The sequence below is a fragment of the Paenibacillus phytorum genome, assembly GCF_013141715.1.
Classification (GTDB): Bacteria; Bacillota; Bacilli; order Paenibacillales; family NBRC-103111; genus Paenibacillus_E; species Paenibacillus_E phytorum.
In genome coordinates, this window is record NZ_WHOA01000089.1 from 129,992 (window position 1) to 148,563 (window position 18,572).

General features: G+C 45.2%; 22 protein-coding genes. 2 read left to right on the forward strand and 20 right to left on the reverse strand.

The window, feature by feature from the left end; all coding sequences use genetic code 11:
• Positions 1-103 precede the first annotated feature (103 nt).
• The 17 genes from sigF to GC098_RS12370 form a co-directional block, all read right to left on the reverse strand.
• On the reverse strand, positions 104-859 hold the full coding sequence (gene sigF, locus GC098_RS12290) for an RNA polymerase sporulation sigma factor SigF (protein WP_029192952.1): 756 nt from the start codon (positions 857-859) through the stop codon (positions 104-106).
• A gap of 11 nt (positions 860-870) precedes the next feature.
• Positions 871-1,317: an anti-sigma F factor gene (spoIIAB, locus tag GC098_RS12295; protein ID WP_171643436.1), complete on the reverse strand. Its 447-nt coding sequence runs from the start codon at positions 1,315-1,317 to the stop codon at positions 871-873.
• Positions 1,314-1,667, reverse strand: coding sequence for an anti-sigma F factor antagonist (gene spoIIAA / locus GC098_RS12300; RefSeq protein WP_047674049.1), 354 nt, complete (start codon positions 1,665-1,667; stop codon positions 1,314-1,316). The genes spoIIAB and spoIIAA overlap by 4 nt, the downstream gene beginning before the upstream one ends.
• A 161-nt stretch (positions 1,668-1,828) precedes the next feature.
• Positions 1,829-3,004 carry a D-alanyl-D-alanine carboxypeptidase family protein gene (locus tag GC098_RS12305; protein WP_171643437.1) on the reverse strand — a complete coding sequence of 392 codons (1,176 nt, stop codon included), beginning with the start codon at positions 3,002-3,004 and terminating at the stop codon, positions 1,829-1,831.
• A 160-nt stretch (positions 3,005-3,164) separates the two neighbouring features.
• Positions 3,165-4,466 carry a pyrimidine-nucleoside phosphorylase gene (locus GC098_RS12310; RefSeq protein WP_171643438.1) on the reverse strand — a complete coding sequence of 434 codons (1,302 nt, stop codon included), beginning with the start codon at positions 4,464-4,466 and terminating at the stop codon, positions 3,165-3,167.
• A gap of 118 nt (positions 4,467-4,584) precedes the next feature.
• A complete protein-coding gene (locus GC098_RS12315) occupies positions 4,585-4,968 on the reverse strand; it encodes a cytochrome c oxidase subunit II (RefSeq protein ID WP_029192947.1) in 384 nt (127 codons plus the stop codon).
• A gap of 179 nt (positions 4,969-5,147) precedes the next feature.
• Positions 5,148-5,585 (reverse strand): flagellar protein, encoded by a 438-nt coding sequence (locus GC098_RS12320; protein ID WP_171643439.1) that lies wholly within the window; start codon positions 5,583-5,585, stop codon positions 5,148-5,150.
• Positions 5,586-5,737: 152 nt separating this feature from the next.
• The gene (locus GC098_RS12325; RefSeq protein ID WP_171643440.1) at positions 5,738-6,592 is read right to left on the reverse strand and encodes a purine-nucleoside phosphorylase; all 855 of its coding nucleotides are present in this window, start codon (positions 6,590-6,592) and stop codon (positions 5,738-5,740) included.
• Between the two features lie 18 nt (positions 6,593-6,610).
• Positions 6,611-7,438: a purine-nucleoside phosphorylase gene (locus tag GC098_RS12330; protein ID WP_057306372.1), complete on the reverse strand. Its 828-nt coding sequence runs from the start codon at positions 7,436-7,438 to the stop codon at positions 6,611-6,613.
• A 56-nt stretch (positions 7,439-7,494) separates the two neighbouring features.
• Complete coding sequence (gene deoB / locus GC098_RS12335; protein ID WP_171643441.1) at positions 7,495-8,670, reverse strand: phosphopentomutase; 1,176 nt, start codon at positions 8,668-8,670, stop codon at positions 7,495-7,497.
• A gap of 108 nt (positions 8,671-8,778) precedes the next feature.
• The gene (gene xerD / locus GC098_RS12340; RefSeq protein WP_171643559.1) at positions 8,779-9,675 is read right to left on the reverse strand and encodes a site-specific tyrosine recombinase XerD; all 897 of its coding nucleotides are present in this window, start codon (positions 9,673-9,675) and stop codon (positions 8,779-8,781) included.
• A gap of 91 nt (positions 9,676-9,766) precedes the next feature.
• Positions 9,767-10,006 carry a DUF4227 family protein gene (locus tag GC098_RS12345; protein WP_171643442.1) on the reverse strand — a complete coding sequence of 80 codons (240 nt, stop codon included), beginning with the start codon at positions 10,004-10,006 and terminating at the stop codon, positions 9,767-9,769.
• A gap of 57 nt (positions 10,007-10,063) precedes the next feature.
• On the reverse strand, positions 10,064-11,179 hold the full coding sequence (gene ald, locus GC098_RS12350; protein WP_171643560.1) for an alanine dehydrogenase: 1,116 nt from the start codon (positions 11,177-11,179) through the stop codon (positions 10,064-10,066).
• Positions 11,180-11,359: 180 nt separating this feature from the next.
• Positions 11,360-11,845, reverse strand: coding sequence for a ferric iron uptake transcriptional regulator (gene fur, locus GC098_RS12355; protein WP_029192940.1), 486 nt, complete (start codon positions 11,843-11,845; stop codon positions 11,360-11,362).
• 105 nt (positions 11,846-11,950) lie between these two features.
• Positions 11,951-12,592, reverse strand: coding sequence for a stage II sporulation protein M (spoIIM, locus tag GC098_RS12360; protein ID WP_171643443.1), 642 nt, complete (start codon positions 12,590-12,592; stop codon positions 11,951-11,953).
• Positions 12,593-12,653: 61 nt separating this feature from the next.
• Entirely contained in the window at positions 12,654-13,832 is a 1,179-nt protein-coding gene (locus GC098_RS12365; RefSeq protein ID WP_171643444.1) for an endonuclease Q family protein, read from the reverse strand.
• Positions 13,833-14,387, reverse strand: a complete 555-nt coding sequence (locus GC098_RS12370; protein ID WP_171643445.1) for an NUDIX hydrolase — start codon at positions 14,385-14,387, stop codon at positions 13,833-13,835. It lies immediately after the preceding gene.
• Positions 14,388-14,477: 90 nt separating this feature from the next.
• Between GC098_RS12370 and mciZ the strand changes: the two genes are divergently transcribed.
• A complete protein-coding gene (mciZ, locus tag GC098_RS41550; protein ID WP_376773862.1) occupies positions 14,478-14,684 on the forward strand; it encodes a Z-ring formation inhibitor MciZ in 207 nt (68 codons plus the stop codon).
• Here the strand turns inward: mciZ and GC098_RS12375 are convergent.
• Both GC098_RS12375 and GC098_RS12380 read right to left on the reverse strand, forming a co-directional pair.
• A complete protein-coding gene (locus GC098_RS12375) occupies positions 14,584-15,741 on the reverse strand; it encodes a DUF3866 family protein (RefSeq protein ID WP_171643446.1) in 1,158 nt (385 codons plus the stop codon). The genes mciZ and GC098_RS12375 overlap by 101 nt on opposite strands.
• A gap of 111 nt (positions 15,742-15,852) precedes the next feature.
• Positions 15,853-16,983, reverse strand: coding sequence for a M20/M25/M40 family metallo-hydrolase (locus GC098_RS12380; RefSeq protein ID WP_171643447.1), 1,131 nt, complete (start codon positions 16,981-16,983; stop codon positions 15,853-15,855).
• Between the two features lie 65 nt (positions 16,984-17,048).
• On the opposite strand from GC098_RS12380, the gene prli42 reads away from it, so the two are divergent.
• Entirely contained in the window at positions 17,049-17,162 is a 114-nt protein-coding gene (gene prli42, locus GC098_RS12385; protein ID WP_312880083.1) for a stressosome-associated protein Prli42, read from the forward strand.
• A gap of 1 nt (position 17,163) precedes the next feature.
• Here prli42 and GC098_RS12390 read toward each other — a convergent pair whose 3' ends face one another.
• Positions 17,164-18,519, reverse strand: a complete 1,356-nt coding sequence (locus GC098_RS12390) for a dihydrolipoamide acetyltransferase family protein (RefSeq protein ID WP_171643449.1) — start codon at positions 18,517-18,519, stop codon at positions 17,164-17,166.
• Positions 18,520-18,572 lie beyond the last annotated feature (53 nt).

Below are 18,572 nucleotides of genomic sequence, written 5' to 3' on the forward strand. Positions count from 1 at the left end.
AGTGAAGAATCCTGGTAATCAGCGGCTCTTTTTTATGCCTATGTCTCTACATAGACAAATAACCGTTCCTCCTAAGAGAAACGGTTATCTAACTCAAAACCTGTTATTGAGCAATCTGATCTTTAATCGATTGCAAAATTTTCTTTTCCAATCGTGACACCTGTACTTGGGAAATACCTAACCTACTTGCGACCTCGGATTGCGTTTGATCCCGGAAATAGCGGAGATAAACAATGAGTCGTTCTCGCTCCGAAAGCGTTCCAATGGCTTCATTAAGAGCAAGCTTCTCGAACCACTTCTCGCCAGACTCATCCGAGATTTGATCCATTAGCGTAATAGGGTCACCATCGTTCTCAAAGACGGTCTCATGGATGGAAGAGAGAGGTTTATTCGCCTCTTGCGCGAAAACAACTTCCTCCGCCGTTATCATAAGCTCCTCTGCGACCTCTTTGATCGTAGGCAATCGGCCAAGCCGCTTCGACAGTTCATCCTTCGTCTTGCGAATCTTATTCGCCAATTCTTTGAGGGAACGGCTTACTTTGAGTGTTCCGTCATCGCGAAGGAAACGTTGAATTTCACCGATAATCATCGGTACCGCATAGGTTGAAAACTTCACATCATAAGATAGATCGAATTTGTCTACGGACTTCAGCAGTCCGATACAACCGATCTGGAACAAGTCTTCGGCTTCGTATCCCCGGTTCAAGAAACGTTGAACCACAGACCAAACCAATCGGATATTGCAGCTGACAAGTGTTTCTCTAGCGAGTCCATCTCCGGATTGGCTGAGGGCGATTAACCGTTTGACTTCCGAATCGTCTAAATAACTATGAGAAGCATGTTTCAGATCGACATCCATAGATCAAACCCCTAATTGTATAAAGCTTTTTTAGATTCAATTCGCTTCAACATGTTTATTTTGGTTCCGATTCCGACGGCCGTCACAACTTCTACTTCGTCCATGAAATTTTCCATAATCGTGAAACCCATGCCAGAGCGTTCCAACTCTGGTTTGGATGTATATAGTGGCTGTTTCGCCTGTTCTAAATCAGCAATACCTGAACCCTTGTCTTCGATCGTAATCCGAACCACGTCGTCATCAATTTGCGTCGAAATGGTGATAACGCCATCCGTTCTATTGTTATAACCATGAATAATCGAATTCGTTACCGCTTCAGAAACAACCGTCTTGATATCGGTCAATTCATTCAGCGTAGGATCCAATTGAGAGACGAAAGCAGCAACGGCTACACGAGCAAAAGCTTCATTCTCCGAGCGACTGGCAAACTCAAGTGTCATAAAGTTATGTTCACTCATAATGCAACCTCCAAACTGGACATTGCATTGCGTTCGTTGTCCTGTATAGATACAATCTTGAACATTCCAGAAAGCTCGAACAAGCGGTAGACAGCAGGAGCAACGTCACAAACGACCATTTTGCCGCCTTTACTCGTAATCTGCTTATAGCGGCCGAGAATGACGCCAAGACCTGAGCTGTCCATGAAGGAGAGATCCTTCAAACTAAGGATTAAATGGCGCGTATGCTCTTTGGCAATCGCTTCCTCCATCCTCGCCTTCACAACATCGGCTGTGTGATGATCCAACTCGCCTTTCAATCTAACAATCAGCGCTCTTCGGCCTTGCTCGAATTCAATTTGCAGGCTCAACATGTTCACTCCTCTCAGCTGAGAGACTTTGAGCTTACTCAAAGATCCCGTCATGAAACTTAAGTTTCTACAGCTGAGATGGAATCTCCTGCACCCCGACAAAACTAGAAGAAAACTGCTAAAACTAGAAGAAAACTGCGCTTATTCGCGAATTCTCACCATTAATCCGTATGGAATAGATTCGATGTGGTTCGCTTAAATAGCTTCCACCAGGACGCTTTATCTACGGCAACAGGAGACTCAAGCGGGTATTCAGCAAGCAAACTATCGCCATTGTAAACAACAATTCTTCCGATAGGTTGCCCCATTGAAATCGGTGCTTTAATGTTTGGATCGAGTTTCAGTTCATGTCGAATCTCCCCAGTCACGGTGCCCTTTTTCATTAAAATACTATAATTTTGCTTCGCAACTAACGGCACTGTCGAAACCTGGCCTTTATTAATCGTAAAATTTCCAAGACTGTCGCCTGACTTAAACAAAGGATAGTTCGTAAATTGCGCAAAAGCGTAATCAAACAGCTTCGTTACTTCAGCATTTCGTGTTTTTGTATTCGGTTCGCCAAGCACCACGGCAACGACGCGTAAATTTTCCCGTTTGGCCGTTGCAGATAAGCAGAATTTCGCTTCGCTTGTGTATCCTGTTTTCAAACCATCTGCACCGCTGTAGAAGCGCACCAACTTGTTCGTATTCACGAGCCAGAATGGAGATGCCGTTTCTTTTCGTAGATAGTCTTGATAGGCTCCTGTAAATTTAGTAATCCCTTCATGCTTGAGCAGCTCTCTCGACATGACGGCAATATCATTCGCTGTTGTATAATGATTGGCTACAGGCAGTCCGTTGCAGTTTGAAAAATGGGTGTTATTCATGCCTAACTGCTGTGCGCGTTCGTTCATCATTTGCACAAAATTCTCTTCCGAGCCAGCGATTTTCTCGGCCATCGCCACAGATGCATCGTTGCCGGAAGCCATGGCAATCCCCTTCAGCATTTCCTCAACCGTCATCTCTTCGCCAGGCTCAAGGAAAATTTGCGATCCACCCATGGAAGCCGCATATTCACTAACCTTGACCTTCTCATCCATTTTAATGTTGCCTTTGTCGACAGCTTCCATAATGAGCAGCATCGTCATTATTTTCGTAATACTGGCCGGAGGAAGCTTGGCATCCTTATTCTTTTCGGCAATGACCGTGCCCGTGTCTGCATCCATTAACACTGCGGACAGTGCATTCGGTGTCAAATCGACCGAAGGCGCCTTCTTTTCTTCCGCATACGCGGCCGGTATGAGCAGCATCAAACATAGCTGTAAACAGATTAAACTTATTAGCCCTTTTTTTCGCATAGCAATTGTACCCCTCCTGTGATGTATGAAGTGAAAGCCTGACACTTGCAGCTTGAATGACTGCTAATCAGTCTTGACGATTTCCGCACAAAATATTCCAACAGGAAGAAAATAAAAAAGGCACTTCCCATGTGGAAAGTGCTTAGGCAATCATTTGGCATTAAACGATGACATCATAAATTAATTGAACGGGAGCAGGCTTGCTATTCTCGATGCGATAGGCACCTTGAATCATGGTCTCAACTGCCTTCACATCCTGTTGATTCGCATGAATTGTACAGATGGATTCGCCAACCTGTACCTCGTCACCGATTTTCTTATTCAAAGTAAGACCAACTGCATAATCAATCTGATCTTCCTTCTTGGCGCGACCAGCACCAAGCAGCATCGCAGCAATACCGATTTGTTCCGCATTGATCTGATTGATAAAGCCATCTTTCTCAGCGAGCACTTCGAAATGATAAGCTGCCGTCGGAAGGAGCTCTGGTTGGTCTACCACGTTCGGATCGCCACCCTGGCTTGCTATGAAGCGTTTGAATGTCTCTAAGGCCTTACCGTTCAAGACAATATCGCGGACAGCCACCTGAGCCTCCTCGAAGCTCTCAAACACTTTACCCAGCAGCGACATGTAGGCTGCAACCGAGATCGCTACCTCAGTTAACTCCTTATCCCCGGTACCGCGGAGCACTTCAATAGATTCACGAATCTCATTTGCATTCCCGATTTCACGTCCGAGCGGCTGCTCCATATCCGTAATCATGGCGATCGTGTTCCGCTTCAATTGCGTTCCGATATCGACCATCGTACGAGCCAAGGCTCTTGCATCGTCCACTGTTTTCATGAAAGCGCCTGAACCGATTTTCACGTCCAACACGATGGCATCAGCTCCGGAAGCAATCTTCTTGCTCATAATTGAGCTTGCGATTAAGGGAATTGAATCTACCGTTGCTGTTACGTCACGAAGTGCATACATCTTCTTGTCAGCAGGAGCTAAGTTACCACTCTGGCCAACGATGGCAATTTTATTTGTATTTACCGCATGAATAAAATCTTCTTTAGACAATTCAATCTGAAAGCCTGGAATCGACTCCAGCTTATCTACCGTACCACCCGTATGTCCTAATCCTCTGCCAGACATTTTGGCAACAGGAATTCCAAGCGAAGCAACAATAGGTCCAACGATTAGGCTTATTTTGTCCCCAACCCCACCCGTTGAGTGTTTATCCACTTTAATCCCAGCAATCTCCGATAAATCGATCATTTCTCCTGAGCCTGCCATGGCTAACGTGAGTGCAGAGATCTCTTCACTTGTCATCCCATTGAAGAAAATAGCCATCAATAATGCTGACATTTGATAATCCGGAATGTCTCCACGTGTATATCCGCTAATGATATACGTAATTTCTTGCTCGCTAAGCACTTCACCAGAACGTTTCTTATGGATTAAATCAACCATTCTCATGTGCATTCCTCCTTAAGATTACCTAAGCGTTTTCGTTAGAAAACTTGCATCGTATGCATACTCTTCAAAATCGAAAAAAGGGAGCTGCTAGAGCCCCCTTTGATACTACCATTATTGGTTAAGAAACAACTAATTTGGATTTCATTTTGGCATGACCTTCACCACAAGGAAGGACACACTGAATTTCATAAGTGCCTGGTTTATCAAAAGTTATTTGCTTGGAAGGATTCTCTTTATCCAACTTGATATCCAGTCCTACGATTTCAATCGCATGTACACCTTCTTTTAAAGACAAGGAAACTTTCGTAGGCTCACCGCTTTTAACCGTATAATCTGCAGAATCGAACTGCCAGTTAGAAGCTGCAATTTTAAGCTGTTGACCTTTGCCAGCGGCAGCCTCTGCTTCCTTTGCCACTTGGCGGTTAGAAATATCTTGAAAGAGGACTCCCAGCCCCAATGCGCCCGCAAGTATAAATAACACAAAGAAAATCCACTTTTGCATGCATATCCCCCTCATAATGTGTTCACTTCATCTATTCTACCTAACATCTTCAGACAATCCCATACATGGTCAGTGGCAAATCCTTGAATATTTTGTGACAAAATTGTGACTGAGCCTTTCGTAAAAACATCCCCCTTATCGGGGGATATCACCATTACTATTGCCCATTTTGCTATAAATTACACACCACTAAGTCTTTCACGTATTTGGAAACCGCCAGTTGATACTGTTTGTTTTTCTCTGAGGAGCGGTTGAAAAGATCGGTCTTTCTCTTTCAGTTCTCTAATATCCCGATTAATTCGGTACGTGCAATCCGAGCACAGCTTTTGCCCACGAATTGGTTTCGAGCATGAAGCACAGGGATAGTTCAAATTCGGATAATCCGAAAGCAGCAGCTTTCCCTCTTTGATCCAAGTATGCATCTGCTCTTGTGAAACACCTGTAGCTTCGCTGAATTGCATATTTGTTGAGCGATGATTTTTACGTAGAAATTCAAGACTGCTCATGAGCATGGAATCCATGCTTCGGCTGCAATCTGAACATTGGTTTCGCAAATTTTTCTGGAACACTTTCCCGCATCTAGGACAGTTAGCGACCATTAATTGTTGGACAGACATGCTCCATCACATCCTTGTTATGGAATGGGTATCCGTATCTACGAAACCCTCAAATATAGTTCTAATTAACTATATATTAGCATGACTTCCGCCGAATTCATAGGTCTCTAGAAGCTTATTTTCATTAAAAGTTCATAAAAAATACAGCCAATTTATCCCAAACGAACCTCGCGAACAAAGGCCTTAACAAGAGCGATGAACTTCGGTTTCGTCCGATTGGCTACAGCCACAACCTGCTCATGCGTCAATGGTTCCAGTTCTTCGCCTATCGCCATATCGGTAATGCACGAAATCCCTAGTACCTTAAGACCTGCATGCCGTGCCGCAATAACTTCACCCACTGTGGACATACCAATCGCGTCGCCACCAATTCGAGCTAACATCGTAAGTTCAGCTGGCGTACAGTAGGTTGGTCCTGTAATCCCTGCATAGACCCCCTCCTGCAGCTTCAGCGGCACGCCATCTTCTCCTACGACCGTTTGTGCCAACTCATGAGCCAGCTTGCGGTATTCGCGGTTGTACGCTTCCGACATGTCTGGGAAACGAACACCGAGATCCGAATGGTTAGGCCCGATAAGCGGGTTATCGCCGGTCATATTCAAATGGTCGCTAATGACCATAAGATCTCCAGCTTTGAAATCTCGATTCATGCCGCCTGCCGCGTTCGTCATCACAACTGTCTGAACGCCAATAGCTTTCATGACGTAAACAGGAAATACTACCTTTTTCAAATCGTAGCCTTCATAATAATGAAAACGTCCCTGCATAACGATGACTTGCTTACCTTCTAGTGTACCTACAACAAAACGACCTTCATGACCTTCAACGGTTGAAACGGGAAAGTGAGGAACCTCGCTGTAATCGATGGCTATGGGCAGCTCAACCTGATTAGCCATATCTCCCAAGCCTGATCCCAAAACTAATCCAATAACAGGCTTAACACTGCCTAAACGCTGCTCAATAAAGCTCGCTGCTTCTTTGATTTTCTCTATGTAAGTCAGTTCCATTTTGTTCTCCTCTTCTAGTTAAAGTGCTTCAATAATGCCTAGTACTAATTTTAAAAACTTAGGCTTTACTTTCTCCGTCGTTTCCATGACTTCTGCATGGGAGAGAGGCTGGTCCAAAATACCTGATGCCATATTCGAAATACAGGAGAAACCAAGCACTTCGATTCCTGCATGACGTGCTACGATCACTTCGGGTACCGTCGACATACCAACGGAATCGCCACCAAGTGTGCGGAACATGCGAATCTCTGCAGGAGTTTCATAGTTAGGACCGAGGAGTCCAACATAGACGCCTTCTTGTAAGTGGAAGTTCTGTGAAGCCGCCACTTCGTGCGCTAATTTACGCAGACGTTTGCTGTAAGCTTCAGACATATCCGGAAAACGAACACCTAAAGCAGAGTCATTCGGTCCGATAAGCGGATTGCGGTATGTCAAATTCAGATGATCACTTATGACCATTAGATCGCCAACCTGATAGGATTCATTAATTCCACCAGCTGCATTCGTTACGATCAACGTTTCTACACCTAGTTCTTTCATAACTCTTACTGGAAAAGAAACCGTTTCCGCGCCATAGCCCTCATAAGCATGAAAGCGACCTTTCATTACCAGTACTTGCTTGCCTTGAATAGTACCAACGACCAATTCTCCGGCATGCCCTTCCACAGTAGACACCGGGAAATGAGGGATTCTCGAGTAGTCTACAACGATTGGCTGCTCAATAAGATCAGCAAGAACGCCAAGTCCTGAACCTAGAATCAGTCCAATTTGGGGTTTAATATTCGTTTCCTTGCTAATAAAGGCAGCTGCTTCTTGAATCTTTTGAATCATGGACGTATCGGACATGGATATATTCCTCCTAAGCGATTTCAGTTCACATAAACTGAGTATTTCGTGATTATTTATTTTAAAAGATGTAAGAAGCTCTCGCCTTGATCGGTTGCACTCACGCCGAAATTATCTGCGATGGTTGCTCCCAGATCAGAGAAGGTTCCGCGGACACCAAGTGAAGCAGGTGACTGGAAGCTTGGGCTGTATAGTAAAATAGGAACGTATTCGCGCGTATGGTCAGTACCCGGATGCACAGGATCATTGCCATGGTCCGCAGTAAGGATTAATAGGTCCTTCGGTCCTAAACCTGCTTTGAGCTGAGGCACATAAGCATCAAATTCCTCCAGAGATCTTCCATAGCCCTCAGGATCACGGCGATGCCCAAATAGCGAGTCAAAATCCACAAGATTCGTAAAAGCCAGTCCTTTGAACGAGGAGCCAAGTACCTCTATTGTCTTCTGAATACCATCTAAATTACTTTTTGTTGATGTGGCTTTTGTAACACCTTCACCATCAAAAATATCATTGATTTTCCCAATCGCAATCACATCTAATCCAGCATCCTTCAAATGATTCATGACCGTAGGCGCTGGCGGCTTCACGGCATAATCATGGCGATTCGGAGTACGTTTGAAAGCACCCGGCTCCCCGAGGTACGGTCTTGCAATTACTCTGCCAACAGCAAACTCATCCTGCATGGTCAACCTTCTGGCAATCTTGCATGCCCGATACAGCTCTTCTAGCGGAATGATATCTTCATGCGCAGCTAATTGAAATACACTATCGGCAGATGTATAAACGATCCAAGCCCCTGTTTTCATCTGCTCTTCTCCGAGCTCATCTAAAATTTCAGTGCCTGAGGCAGGCTTATTTCCAATGACCTTACGTCCAGTCTCCTGCTCAAATTGAGAAATCAATTTTTCGGGAAATCCATCGGGGAATACATTAAATGGTGTAGTGATTCGAAGCCCCATCAATTCCCAGTGTCCAGTCATTGTGTCTTTCCCAACAGACACCTCAGCCATTTTTCCATAATAGCCTTCTGGCGAATCTGTTGCAGGAAACCCTTTAATATCAGCTATGCTCCCTAGTCCCATTCGTTGTAAATTAGGGAGTGCAAATCCGTTTACTTTCTCTGCAATATGTCCTAGTGTGTGAGCGCCACTGTCGCCAAACTGCTTGGCATCCGGTAATTCGCCGATGCCTACGCTATCCAATACAATTAAACATATACGTTCAAAGCGCACTCTTGTCCCTCCAAATCAATTCCAAATGTCATCCACCCACGATTATCTCACTTCCACTCTATGAATGCAAAACAGCAGCTTCCCCCTAGGGGAAATGCCGCTGTGAGGTTATAATTTCGCTCTTGGGTGTGCAAGGTTATAAACGTCTTTCATTTTGAGCTTGGTGACTTGAACATACATTTGTGTCGAGGAAATATCGGAATGTCCTAGCATTTCTTGAACAGATCTCAAATCCGCACCATTTTCAATTAAATGGGCAGCGAAGGAATGCCTCAAGGCATGAGGTGTGATCTCATTCGCGATATTCATCTCATTTGCATATTTTTTCAAAATCTTCCAAAACCCTTGCCTTGTCATCCTGGTTCCCAAATGACCGATAAATAAGGCTTCTTCATCCGCCGTTTTTTTTAACAACTTCATCCGATAATTATGTATATAAGTCGTTAAACACCGAATGGCGATTGAACCTATAGGAATATTACGTTCTTTATCCGCTTTCCCCATACAACGGATGAAACCCATCTGCAAATTGATGTCCGTTACATTCAGAGATATGAGCTCTGATACTCGAATCCCTGTCGCATAGAGCAATTCCAGCATAGCCTTATCACGCGCGCCGCTTACAAGCTCAGGCTGTGGTGCTTCGAGGAGCTTCTCTACCTCTCCAATCGACAGCACTTTAGGAAGCTTTTTTTCCAACTTGGGGGCATCCACATAAATACTTGGATCTGAATCCATTACGCGTTCTCTCACTAAAAATTGATAAAGCGCTCGAATGGAAACCATATTGCGAGACAAGGTTGCTGATGCTCGTCCGAGCATTTTCAACTGTGATAAGTATCCTGTAATGTGAGTTTTGCCTGAATCTCTCCAAGCTGTGATGCCTTGCTGCTGTAGATATTCAACAAATTGCTGTAAGTCTCTCTCATAGGATTCCAGCGTATTCCGCGATAGTCCCCGTTCAACTGATAAAAATCGGATGAAGGATTGCAGGTCATTCGTCATCATGCCGATATACTCCTTCGTATCATGCCATATCTTCATACCGAATAGCATTCAACGATTCCAGTGAGAAATCCTCTTTTTTACGCTTTCTTTATTCCCCATACCAATAAAATAAACGTAAACGGTCACTCATTTTACCTGTATCCGAAACCGTAGCATGCTCGTGTTGGCCAAACACCTTAACGGACTTTCCCGTTGGTGTTCTGTACTTGTTCACAGGTTCAATCCAACCCGTTAGTACAAGCATAACTTGATATAGAATCACAGTCAAAGTCATAAATAGTAAAATAAAGCGCAAGCGAACAACGAGTTTTCGATATGAAAATATCATAGCCAGTCCTCATTTCTATCCCCTTTTTATGATCAGGATATGAGTCTTGGTCTCTGATTATGACAGATCGGACAACTTCACATACGGCATACCCAGAGCTTCAGCAACTGCTGGATGCGTTACGCTCCCCTTGTACGTATTCACGCCTAATTGTAGTGCGTAATTAGCAGCTACGGCCTCTGTAAAACCTTTATTGGCAAGCTCCATTGCATAAGGTATCGTCACATTGGTTAACCCCAGTGTTGATGTTCTCGGAACGGCACCAGGCATATTGGCAACAGCATAATGAAGTACACCATGTTTCTCGTAGGTGGGATTGCTGTGCGTTGTCACACGGTCAATCGTTTCAATCGATCCACCTTGGTCCACGGCAACATCCACAATCACAGCGCCTGGCTTCATGCTTTGAACCATAGCTTCCGTTACTAATCTTGGAGCTCTAGCTCCAGGGATAAGAACAGCGCCAATTAATAAATCCGCTTTCTGTACAGCACTCGCAATATTATGAGGATTAGACATCAATGTTCGCAGTCTTCCCCCGAATATGTCGTCCAGAGCTCTCATCCGATCGGCACTCCGTTCAATAATGACAACATTAGCTCCGAGACCTAGCGCCATTTTGGCCGCATTCGTTCCAACGATGCCTCCGCCCAAAATAATGACATCGGCTGGCGGCACACCGGGTACGCCACCCAATAAAATCCCCCGTCCCCCATAGAACTTTTCCAAAAAGTGAGCGCCGATTTGTACCGACATCCGGCCCGCGACTTCACTCATCGGTGTCAAAAGCGGAAGTGAGCCATTCGGAAGCTGAATCGTTTCGTAGGCAATCCCTGTCACTTTCTTACTAACCAAATGTTCAGCCAAATCTCCTGCTGCAGCCAAATGTAAATAAGTGAACAGCATCTGCCCCTCCCGGAAATAACCATACTCCGCAGGTAATGGTTCCTTGACTTTCATGATCATATCACTGAGCGCCCACACCTCAGCTGCATCCGCGACAATAACGGCGCCTTCTCGAGCATAGTCCTCATCCCCGAAGCCGCTGCCAACACCAGCTCCAGACTCAACAAGCACTTGATGTCCTGCCACCAAGAGCATACCCGCTCCTCCAGGCGTTAAAGCCACTCTGTTTTCATTGTTTTTGATTTCTTTAGGAACCCCGACTACAATTGGTTGTTGAGTCATATTTGCTACCTTCTTCCTTATTATCACTAAACATAATGTGCCATGCTTCTGAGCTAATTATGTGAGTAAATATCCGACTTTCTTATTCTTAGTATATGAAAAGAACACAAAAACGCCTGTATGCACAAGGTGATCATACAGGCATTTTCATTGTATAAACAGCTTCTATTCAGAAACTGTTATTTTAGATTTGTCCAATGAGTCCGGTTTTCCTCGATCGTTACAGCGATAGCATATACCTTGAAAATCAAGTCGATGATCTAGCACTTGAAAATGAAAATCTTGCTCTAACCGTTCTTCCAAAGGTCCGAGCCAATCTTCCATAATTTCATCCACGGACCCGCATTGCACGCAGATTAAGTGATGGTGATGATGACGTGTACTGTCGTCACGTAAGTCGTAACGAGCGACACCGTCGCCAAAATTCATTTTCTCCAAGACATGCAGCTCACTCAGCAGCTCTAAAGTTCGGTAAACTGTCGCCAGTCCGATCTCTGGAGCCTTGTCCTTCACAAGCATAAACACATCTTCAGCACTTAAATGATCTTGTTCATTCTCTAAAAGTACGCGTACTGTCGCTTCCCGTTGAGGGGTTAGTTTGTACCCTTGGGATTGCAATTGCTGCTTAATCTTCTCGATCCTTGCTTCCATATGCCTCCCCCTCAGAAAGGTGGGCATCCAAGCCCAGTTTTAGCCACTCTTTTTATTATAGGGGGAGCTGACTGACAAAGTCAAACAGAAACATAAGCGGATCTGTTATCCATACAGGCCAACAAGCATAGGCGTTACCCATCTCATCATCAATTGCGACATATATCCTTCCCAAAGCGCTGCTCCAAGTAGGAAAACCCCCATCAGGAGAGTAAGCGTTGTATAACGCATAAAGGGCTGGTATATGTTTCCATTACGGCTCATAAAGCGATTTTTGATCATATAGATCGAGAACGCCATAGCAGCTACACTACAGAATAGGATAGCCGGAATTACAATCAGATTCTGAGGCGCAACGGAAACAAGTGCAAATAACATGCCCTTCCAAGACATTTGGCCGACAAGATACCCAACCGTAAACCCAATTAACACACCTTTGAGAAAGTCCAAAACGAGAATCAATGGCAGCCCGACAATAGACAAACCAAAGAGCCATATCAACAAAATCCACTTCATATGCATGCCGAAAGCTTGAACGAACGATTGCTGGCTGTCAAACTCAGCGCCTTCATTAATTTCATGAAAGAAACTACCCAAATGACGAGTCATTTCTTGTTTTTGTTCCAAAGAAAGTGCATTCACCATCACGGCGCCGAACACGACCCCTATGATGAAAAGTACGGAGACGAATATAAATAGCGGCAAATTATCCTTCATATATTGTTTCATCGTTAGGTTCCTATTCATCTCGCAGCTCCTTCCTTGTGTCAACCTCTACAAAGACAAGCTTATGAGCGAGTGCTGGAAACTATGAACGATTTTTAACTTTGCCGTACCTACCCCCGCCTCCAACCTCAAGCTGTAAGGTGCCTTCTCGCGCCTTTACAATATAAGAAGCAATTTCTTCACCAATTTCACTTGCAAGCACATCTGGTGTGGTGCGATGCAGGACATTCATTTCCGTTCCGAAGCGGCGAAGCAATTGATCAAGCTTTTTAGGCCCTAGACCTGGGATAAATTCTAGTGGAACTTGAAAATGATACGGAGGTCGATAAGGAGGGAGGTAAGCCATTTCACGGTCCGCTAAGTTCAGAATCCGATCCATGACTCCTCTGACGATTTTATTGCTGCCACAGTCGGCACAGCGCTCGGCGGTCGTTTCACTTTCATCCAGAACGGATTCGCATAAGCTGCAATAAGTTCGGTGGTATTTCCCAAGACGAGGATTAAGGCCGTAGTTGGCAATTATACCGCGTTCCTCTTGACGATGCAGCGCTTTAACGAGCTCCTCATATGTAGGGGCAGCCAGCCTCATCTCGTTATACTCACGTCCAATTTTACCAAGAGAGTGCGCATCTGAGTTCGTGACGAATGTGAATGGATCAAGCTCCGAAATTAAACCAGCCATATCGGAATCAGCACTTAGTCCAAGCTCAACAGCAGAGATGCCTTTAAGATCAAGAAGGTGCTCCATCTTAGTAGACGCACTTCCGTACACACTTTTGTGCGGAGTGAAAATATGCGCGGGAATAAGGATGCCACCCCTGCCGAGCACCTCATCTTGAAGTACGCGAGCAGGTACATAAATGCGCTGAGAGCTTAGCTCCACATTTTTCATGTGACCCTTCATCCATTGAGTGAACCCCTGCATCACCGTAAGATTAGGCATATAGGCAAGCAAATGGGCCGGGCCCATGCCAGGATCGCGCACCTCTATTTCACTGCCCAGCATAATCGTCGTGTCCTGATAGCGGATGCCGCCGCCCTCCAACTCCACCATCTCACCCCGATCCAAGTACGCCATGATGTCATCCTGTACAGAAGGCGAGTGACAATCGATAATACCGATGATCTCCATTCCTTTTCTGACGGCAGCTTCCTGCGCAATATTGAAGAATGTCAGGTCATTCGCAGCGCTGATCTTCACCGCTTGTCCCTTCTCCGATCGACCTATGTGAATATGGAGATCAACATAATAAGATTTCATTTAGATTTGACCTGTTAAAAGGTACAGCTGCCAGGCGTAAACAGCCATAATCGTCTTCGCATCGCTAATTCGACCTTCACGTATGTACTGCTGAGCTTGTTCCAAAGTAATCGCTTCGCATTCCAGGAATTCATCCTCATCCGGATTCGCTTCGCCCTTCACCAAATTTTCTGCGATATAGAGATGAATGATTTCATCCGCGAAACCTGGTGAGGTATAGAAGGAGCTGACTAACTTGATATTTTCAGTCCGAAAACCCGTTTCTTCCTCTAATTCGCGCAAGGCTGCCTTAAGCGGCTCTTCTCCTGCATCCAGTTTGCCAGCTGGGATCTCGACTTGGCTTTTCTCGAGCGGTTTTCGATATTGTTCCACAACGATCATTTTATCCCCTAGCAGAGGAATAACAGCCACAGCGCCAGGGTGCTTCACGATTTCACGTGTTGCGGTTTCCCCATTTGGCAGCCTCACATGATCCACCTGCAGCGAAATGATTTTACCTTTGAAAATAGGTTCGGTCTTAATGGTTATTTCTTCGAATTTTTTGTGTAATGTCATACGAACACCTCATCCTTGTTAAAGTTGGTCTAACTTGTCCCATTCACGCATATCGTTCATTATATCAAAATTTCACCTGAAAAGAGGAAAATGGATATGAAGAGCTATGTAAATGACCGTCAAATTCGACTTGTAGGGAAAGCCTGGGAAATCAAGCGTCAATTGCAGCTCATGCTGCAGCAAGGTGGAAATACCATTACCCTAATGGATTATGTAACTGGTTTGCACAATCCGCAGCCGCACAAATCGCTTGGAAATAAGCCGGGTCCTGCGATAATTCCCTTCCCATCGAGGTAATGGGCTGTGGATACATGGAAAAAGCTTCAGTGATTTCTGCAATCGATGGGCTCGGCATGCCTACAATTCGGTGCAGCTGCAGATTCTGCGCTTGTTTCTGTACAACAGCACTTTCTTTCGCTTCCAAAAGTGGGAGAGGCACTACAGCCGGACATCTCGCTGCCAGCTGCAGCGCAGTAAGCGTATGATGACTAATGCCCTGATGCCGAATCCTTGGATCAGCAAAAGAAATTCTCGGAATGACCACTGGAATCCCACCAAGAGCGTATACAGCATTTACGAGCTCACCAACCTCAAGACCTGAAAAACCGTATCGGGTATTCGTTCCCACGATGCCTGGCCCCATGGTTACAACACTGATATCTGCCTTGACTATATGCTTCGCTGCAACTAATGCGCTATATTTGTTAACCGCCTCCACCTTACCTCCGTAAGCTTGACCATAAGTAATGGTGGTTTTAAGCCATTCCATATTCTCAAGTATGGCCACATGCTCACTCCATGCAAGTGGAAGAGCCCCCCCATCTGTCATGATATAGGCCACCTCCAAAGCACGATCAGATGATTTTCTTTGTTGATGTCGATATCTGAGCCAGCACATCACGACAGGCAGCATACTGTGCAATTCTCCCAGTAAGACGGGCATCCCCTCTAGATTCATGTCACCTTGAAACACAGAATGAAACGAGCTGGCAGGCTCTTCAATAGCGAACACACTTCGCTGCATCGGGGTATATTTGAGCTTCATGATGTGTCCATTTGAAGGTTTAGATGCTACATGGTGATCCGATTTTCGGTTACGAATTGATATTACGATATGAAACCCCCCTGAACCTAACCTCAACTTCATGGCTGTTACATTTAAATTAACCACGTCCCCTGGACTTAACAAAGGCATAGTATCGGTGTAGTGTACAGCGCGCTCAAGCGCACCGCTCCGCATCCATACCGTAACAATCTGTAGTCCCTCTCTGACCGAAACAATATCCGCAACCGTACCCTCATCCCGCATCATCAAGCCAGTTTCCCCTTCCTGGACGTGTCTTACTCGAAGCATATGTGGATTGTTTTCGTTTTACCCCACTATATCGGGTGAGTGAATAAAAAAACCGACCAGCCCTGCCATGAAAATTGGCACAGACTAATCGGTTTTCTAGAAAATGGTGAATTAAACTTTCGCAGCTTCCTTCACGAGAGCAACGAGTAATTCAGCCGTTTTGACTAAATCACTAATGGCAATATGTTCTTTTGTTGTATGGATTTCATGATAACCAACAGCGAGATTAACCGTTGGTATGCCCATTCCGTTGAAGATATTCGCATCACTGCCGCCACCGGAGTGGAATGTTCGAGCTGTCAATCCCATTGTTGAGAGTGCTCTAGCGGTCAATTGTACAATCGGAGCAGTGTCATCATGCATATAGGAGGCATACACAATATCCGCGTTAAACTCGCATGTGGTGCCAGCATCAGCTGCAGCTGATTCACAAGCCTCTTTCATCGCTGCGATTTGCGCTTCCAGCTTATGCTGAACGATACTGCGTGCTTCCGCTTCCATTTTCACTTTATCGCACACAACATTCAAAGGACCTACGCCTGAGAAACTGCCAATATTCGCAGTCGTTTCGCTGTCAATTCGACCGAGCGACATACGCGAAACCGCTTTACTCGCTACTTGGATGGCACTGATGCCATCTTCAGGATTAACACCGGCATGAGCCGATTTTCCGTGGAATATAATTTCTATTTCTGCACGCCCAGGCGCTGCTGTTGCAATATCGCCAATGGCGCCGTTAGAATCAAGTGCAAAGCCGAACTCAGCTTCCATAACGCTGCGATCCATCGCGCGGGCGCCTTTCAGACCGCTCTCTTCCCCTGCCGTAATAACGAATTGAACGCGGCCATGTGGGATGTTTTGCTCTTTTAACACTTGAATGCCTTCGATCATCGCCGCGATACCCGCTTTATCATCGCTGCCAAGAATCGTAGTTCCATCGCTGCGGATATAGCCATCATCGCCAATTTGCGGTTTGATACCTTTCCCAGGAGCTACCGTATCCATATGAGAAGTGAAGAAAATAGTCGGAATTGCTGCGTTGCTGTCGGTTGCTTCAAGTGTACAGATCAAATTCCCTGATCCGTGGCCGCTTTTCGCCATCGAATTATCTTCCACAACATGCAACCCTAAACGACTGAACTTTTCTTTAAGAACGACACAAATCTCTTGCTCAAATCGGGTCTCGCTGTCTACTTGCACAAGGGAGATGAACTCTTCCACCAAACGATTTTGCTGAATCATGTACTTTCCTCCGATACACTCTATGAGTTACAATAAAACCGTACAAGCTTTTTCACGAAAAAGGAGTGAATCTTTTGTTACAGAATAAGCGTTGGTTTAAAATCGTGATTTACCTAATGCTGATCACGATGGTGCTATCAAGCATATTGTTTACTGCGGGATTATTTTTTGATTCATAGTTTAATAAATCTTTGTATCTGCGTTATAGCTTTCTAAATTTTCTTTCACTCTCTGTAAGAACCTGCCACAGATGACACCATCAAGAATACGGTGATCCAGGGACAAACAAAGGTTAACCATCGAACGAACCGCAATCATATCTTGAATAACGACAGGCTTCTTCACAATCGATTCGAAGGTCACAATAGCTGCTTGTGGGTAGTTGATGATCGGGTAAGACAGAATCGAACCGAAGGAGCCTGTATTATTTACAGTAAATGTCCCGCCAACCATATCATTCAGCGATAATTTCCCCGCGCGTGTCTTCTTCGTCAATTCATCAATTTCTCTAGCTAGTCCTGCGATATTTTTTTGATCCGCTTTTTTGATAACCGGAGTTAAGACCGAATCTTCCGTTCCTACGGACAACGAAATGTTAATATCGCGTTTCACGATAATTTTATCGACGGCCCATACGGAGTTGATGATCGGGTAATCCTTAATGGCATTGACAACCGCCTTCAGCATGAATGCCAAATACGTTAAGTTAATGCCTTCTCGGCGCATAAACTCGTCTTTCACTTTATTCCGCAGAACAACAAGATTCGTTACATCGACCTCAATCATTGTCCAAGCATGCGGAATTTCTGTTACACTCTGGCGCATTTTTGAAGCAATGGCATTGCGCATTGGCGTTACGTCAATGAAATGCTCATTGCGAGCGTCTAATGAATGTCCTTCCGCTTCAATCAGCGGCGTTTGTGGATTAGCTGACAGATGGATGCCAGAGCTGCGAACAGGCTGGTGAGCCTGCTGCGAATCTGCTTGTGCAGCGGTTTGAGGAGCAACTGCAGCTGCCGGTTGATTTGTTTGCACTGCGGCAGGAGCTGCATTCGCTCCACCGGAGGCGATGAATTGCTCAACGTCCTTACGCGTAATTCTTCCGCCAAGACCCGTCCCCGCAACGCGAGACAAATCTACACGATTGTCTTGCGCAAGCCTTTGCACAGCTGGAGAATAACGACCACGCATGCTTTGGTCTGAGTCTTCCGCCAGCGCGGTTCCAGCATGACTAGCAGCTGCAGCTCCTGCGGTTGATGCTCCGTTCGCTAAAGCTGCACCCGGCTCTTCAATCAAACAAATGGCTTCGCCAACAGCAGCTGTCTCGCCATCGCCGACAATAATTTTTACAAGTGTACCTTCAATTGGTGAAGGCATTTCCGTATTCACTTTCTCTGTGAAAAGCTCACAAAGCACATCGTATTGTTCAATATAATCGCCAGGCTTCTTGAGCCATTTGCCTATTGTAGCCGAAACGAGGCTCTCCGCTAGATGCGGGACCGTTACCTCGGTTAGTCGGCTGTTGGTTTGGTTCATGGGTGTACCTCCTAAGTTCAGGAAATGATCAATATAAGGAATTTAGATATGTA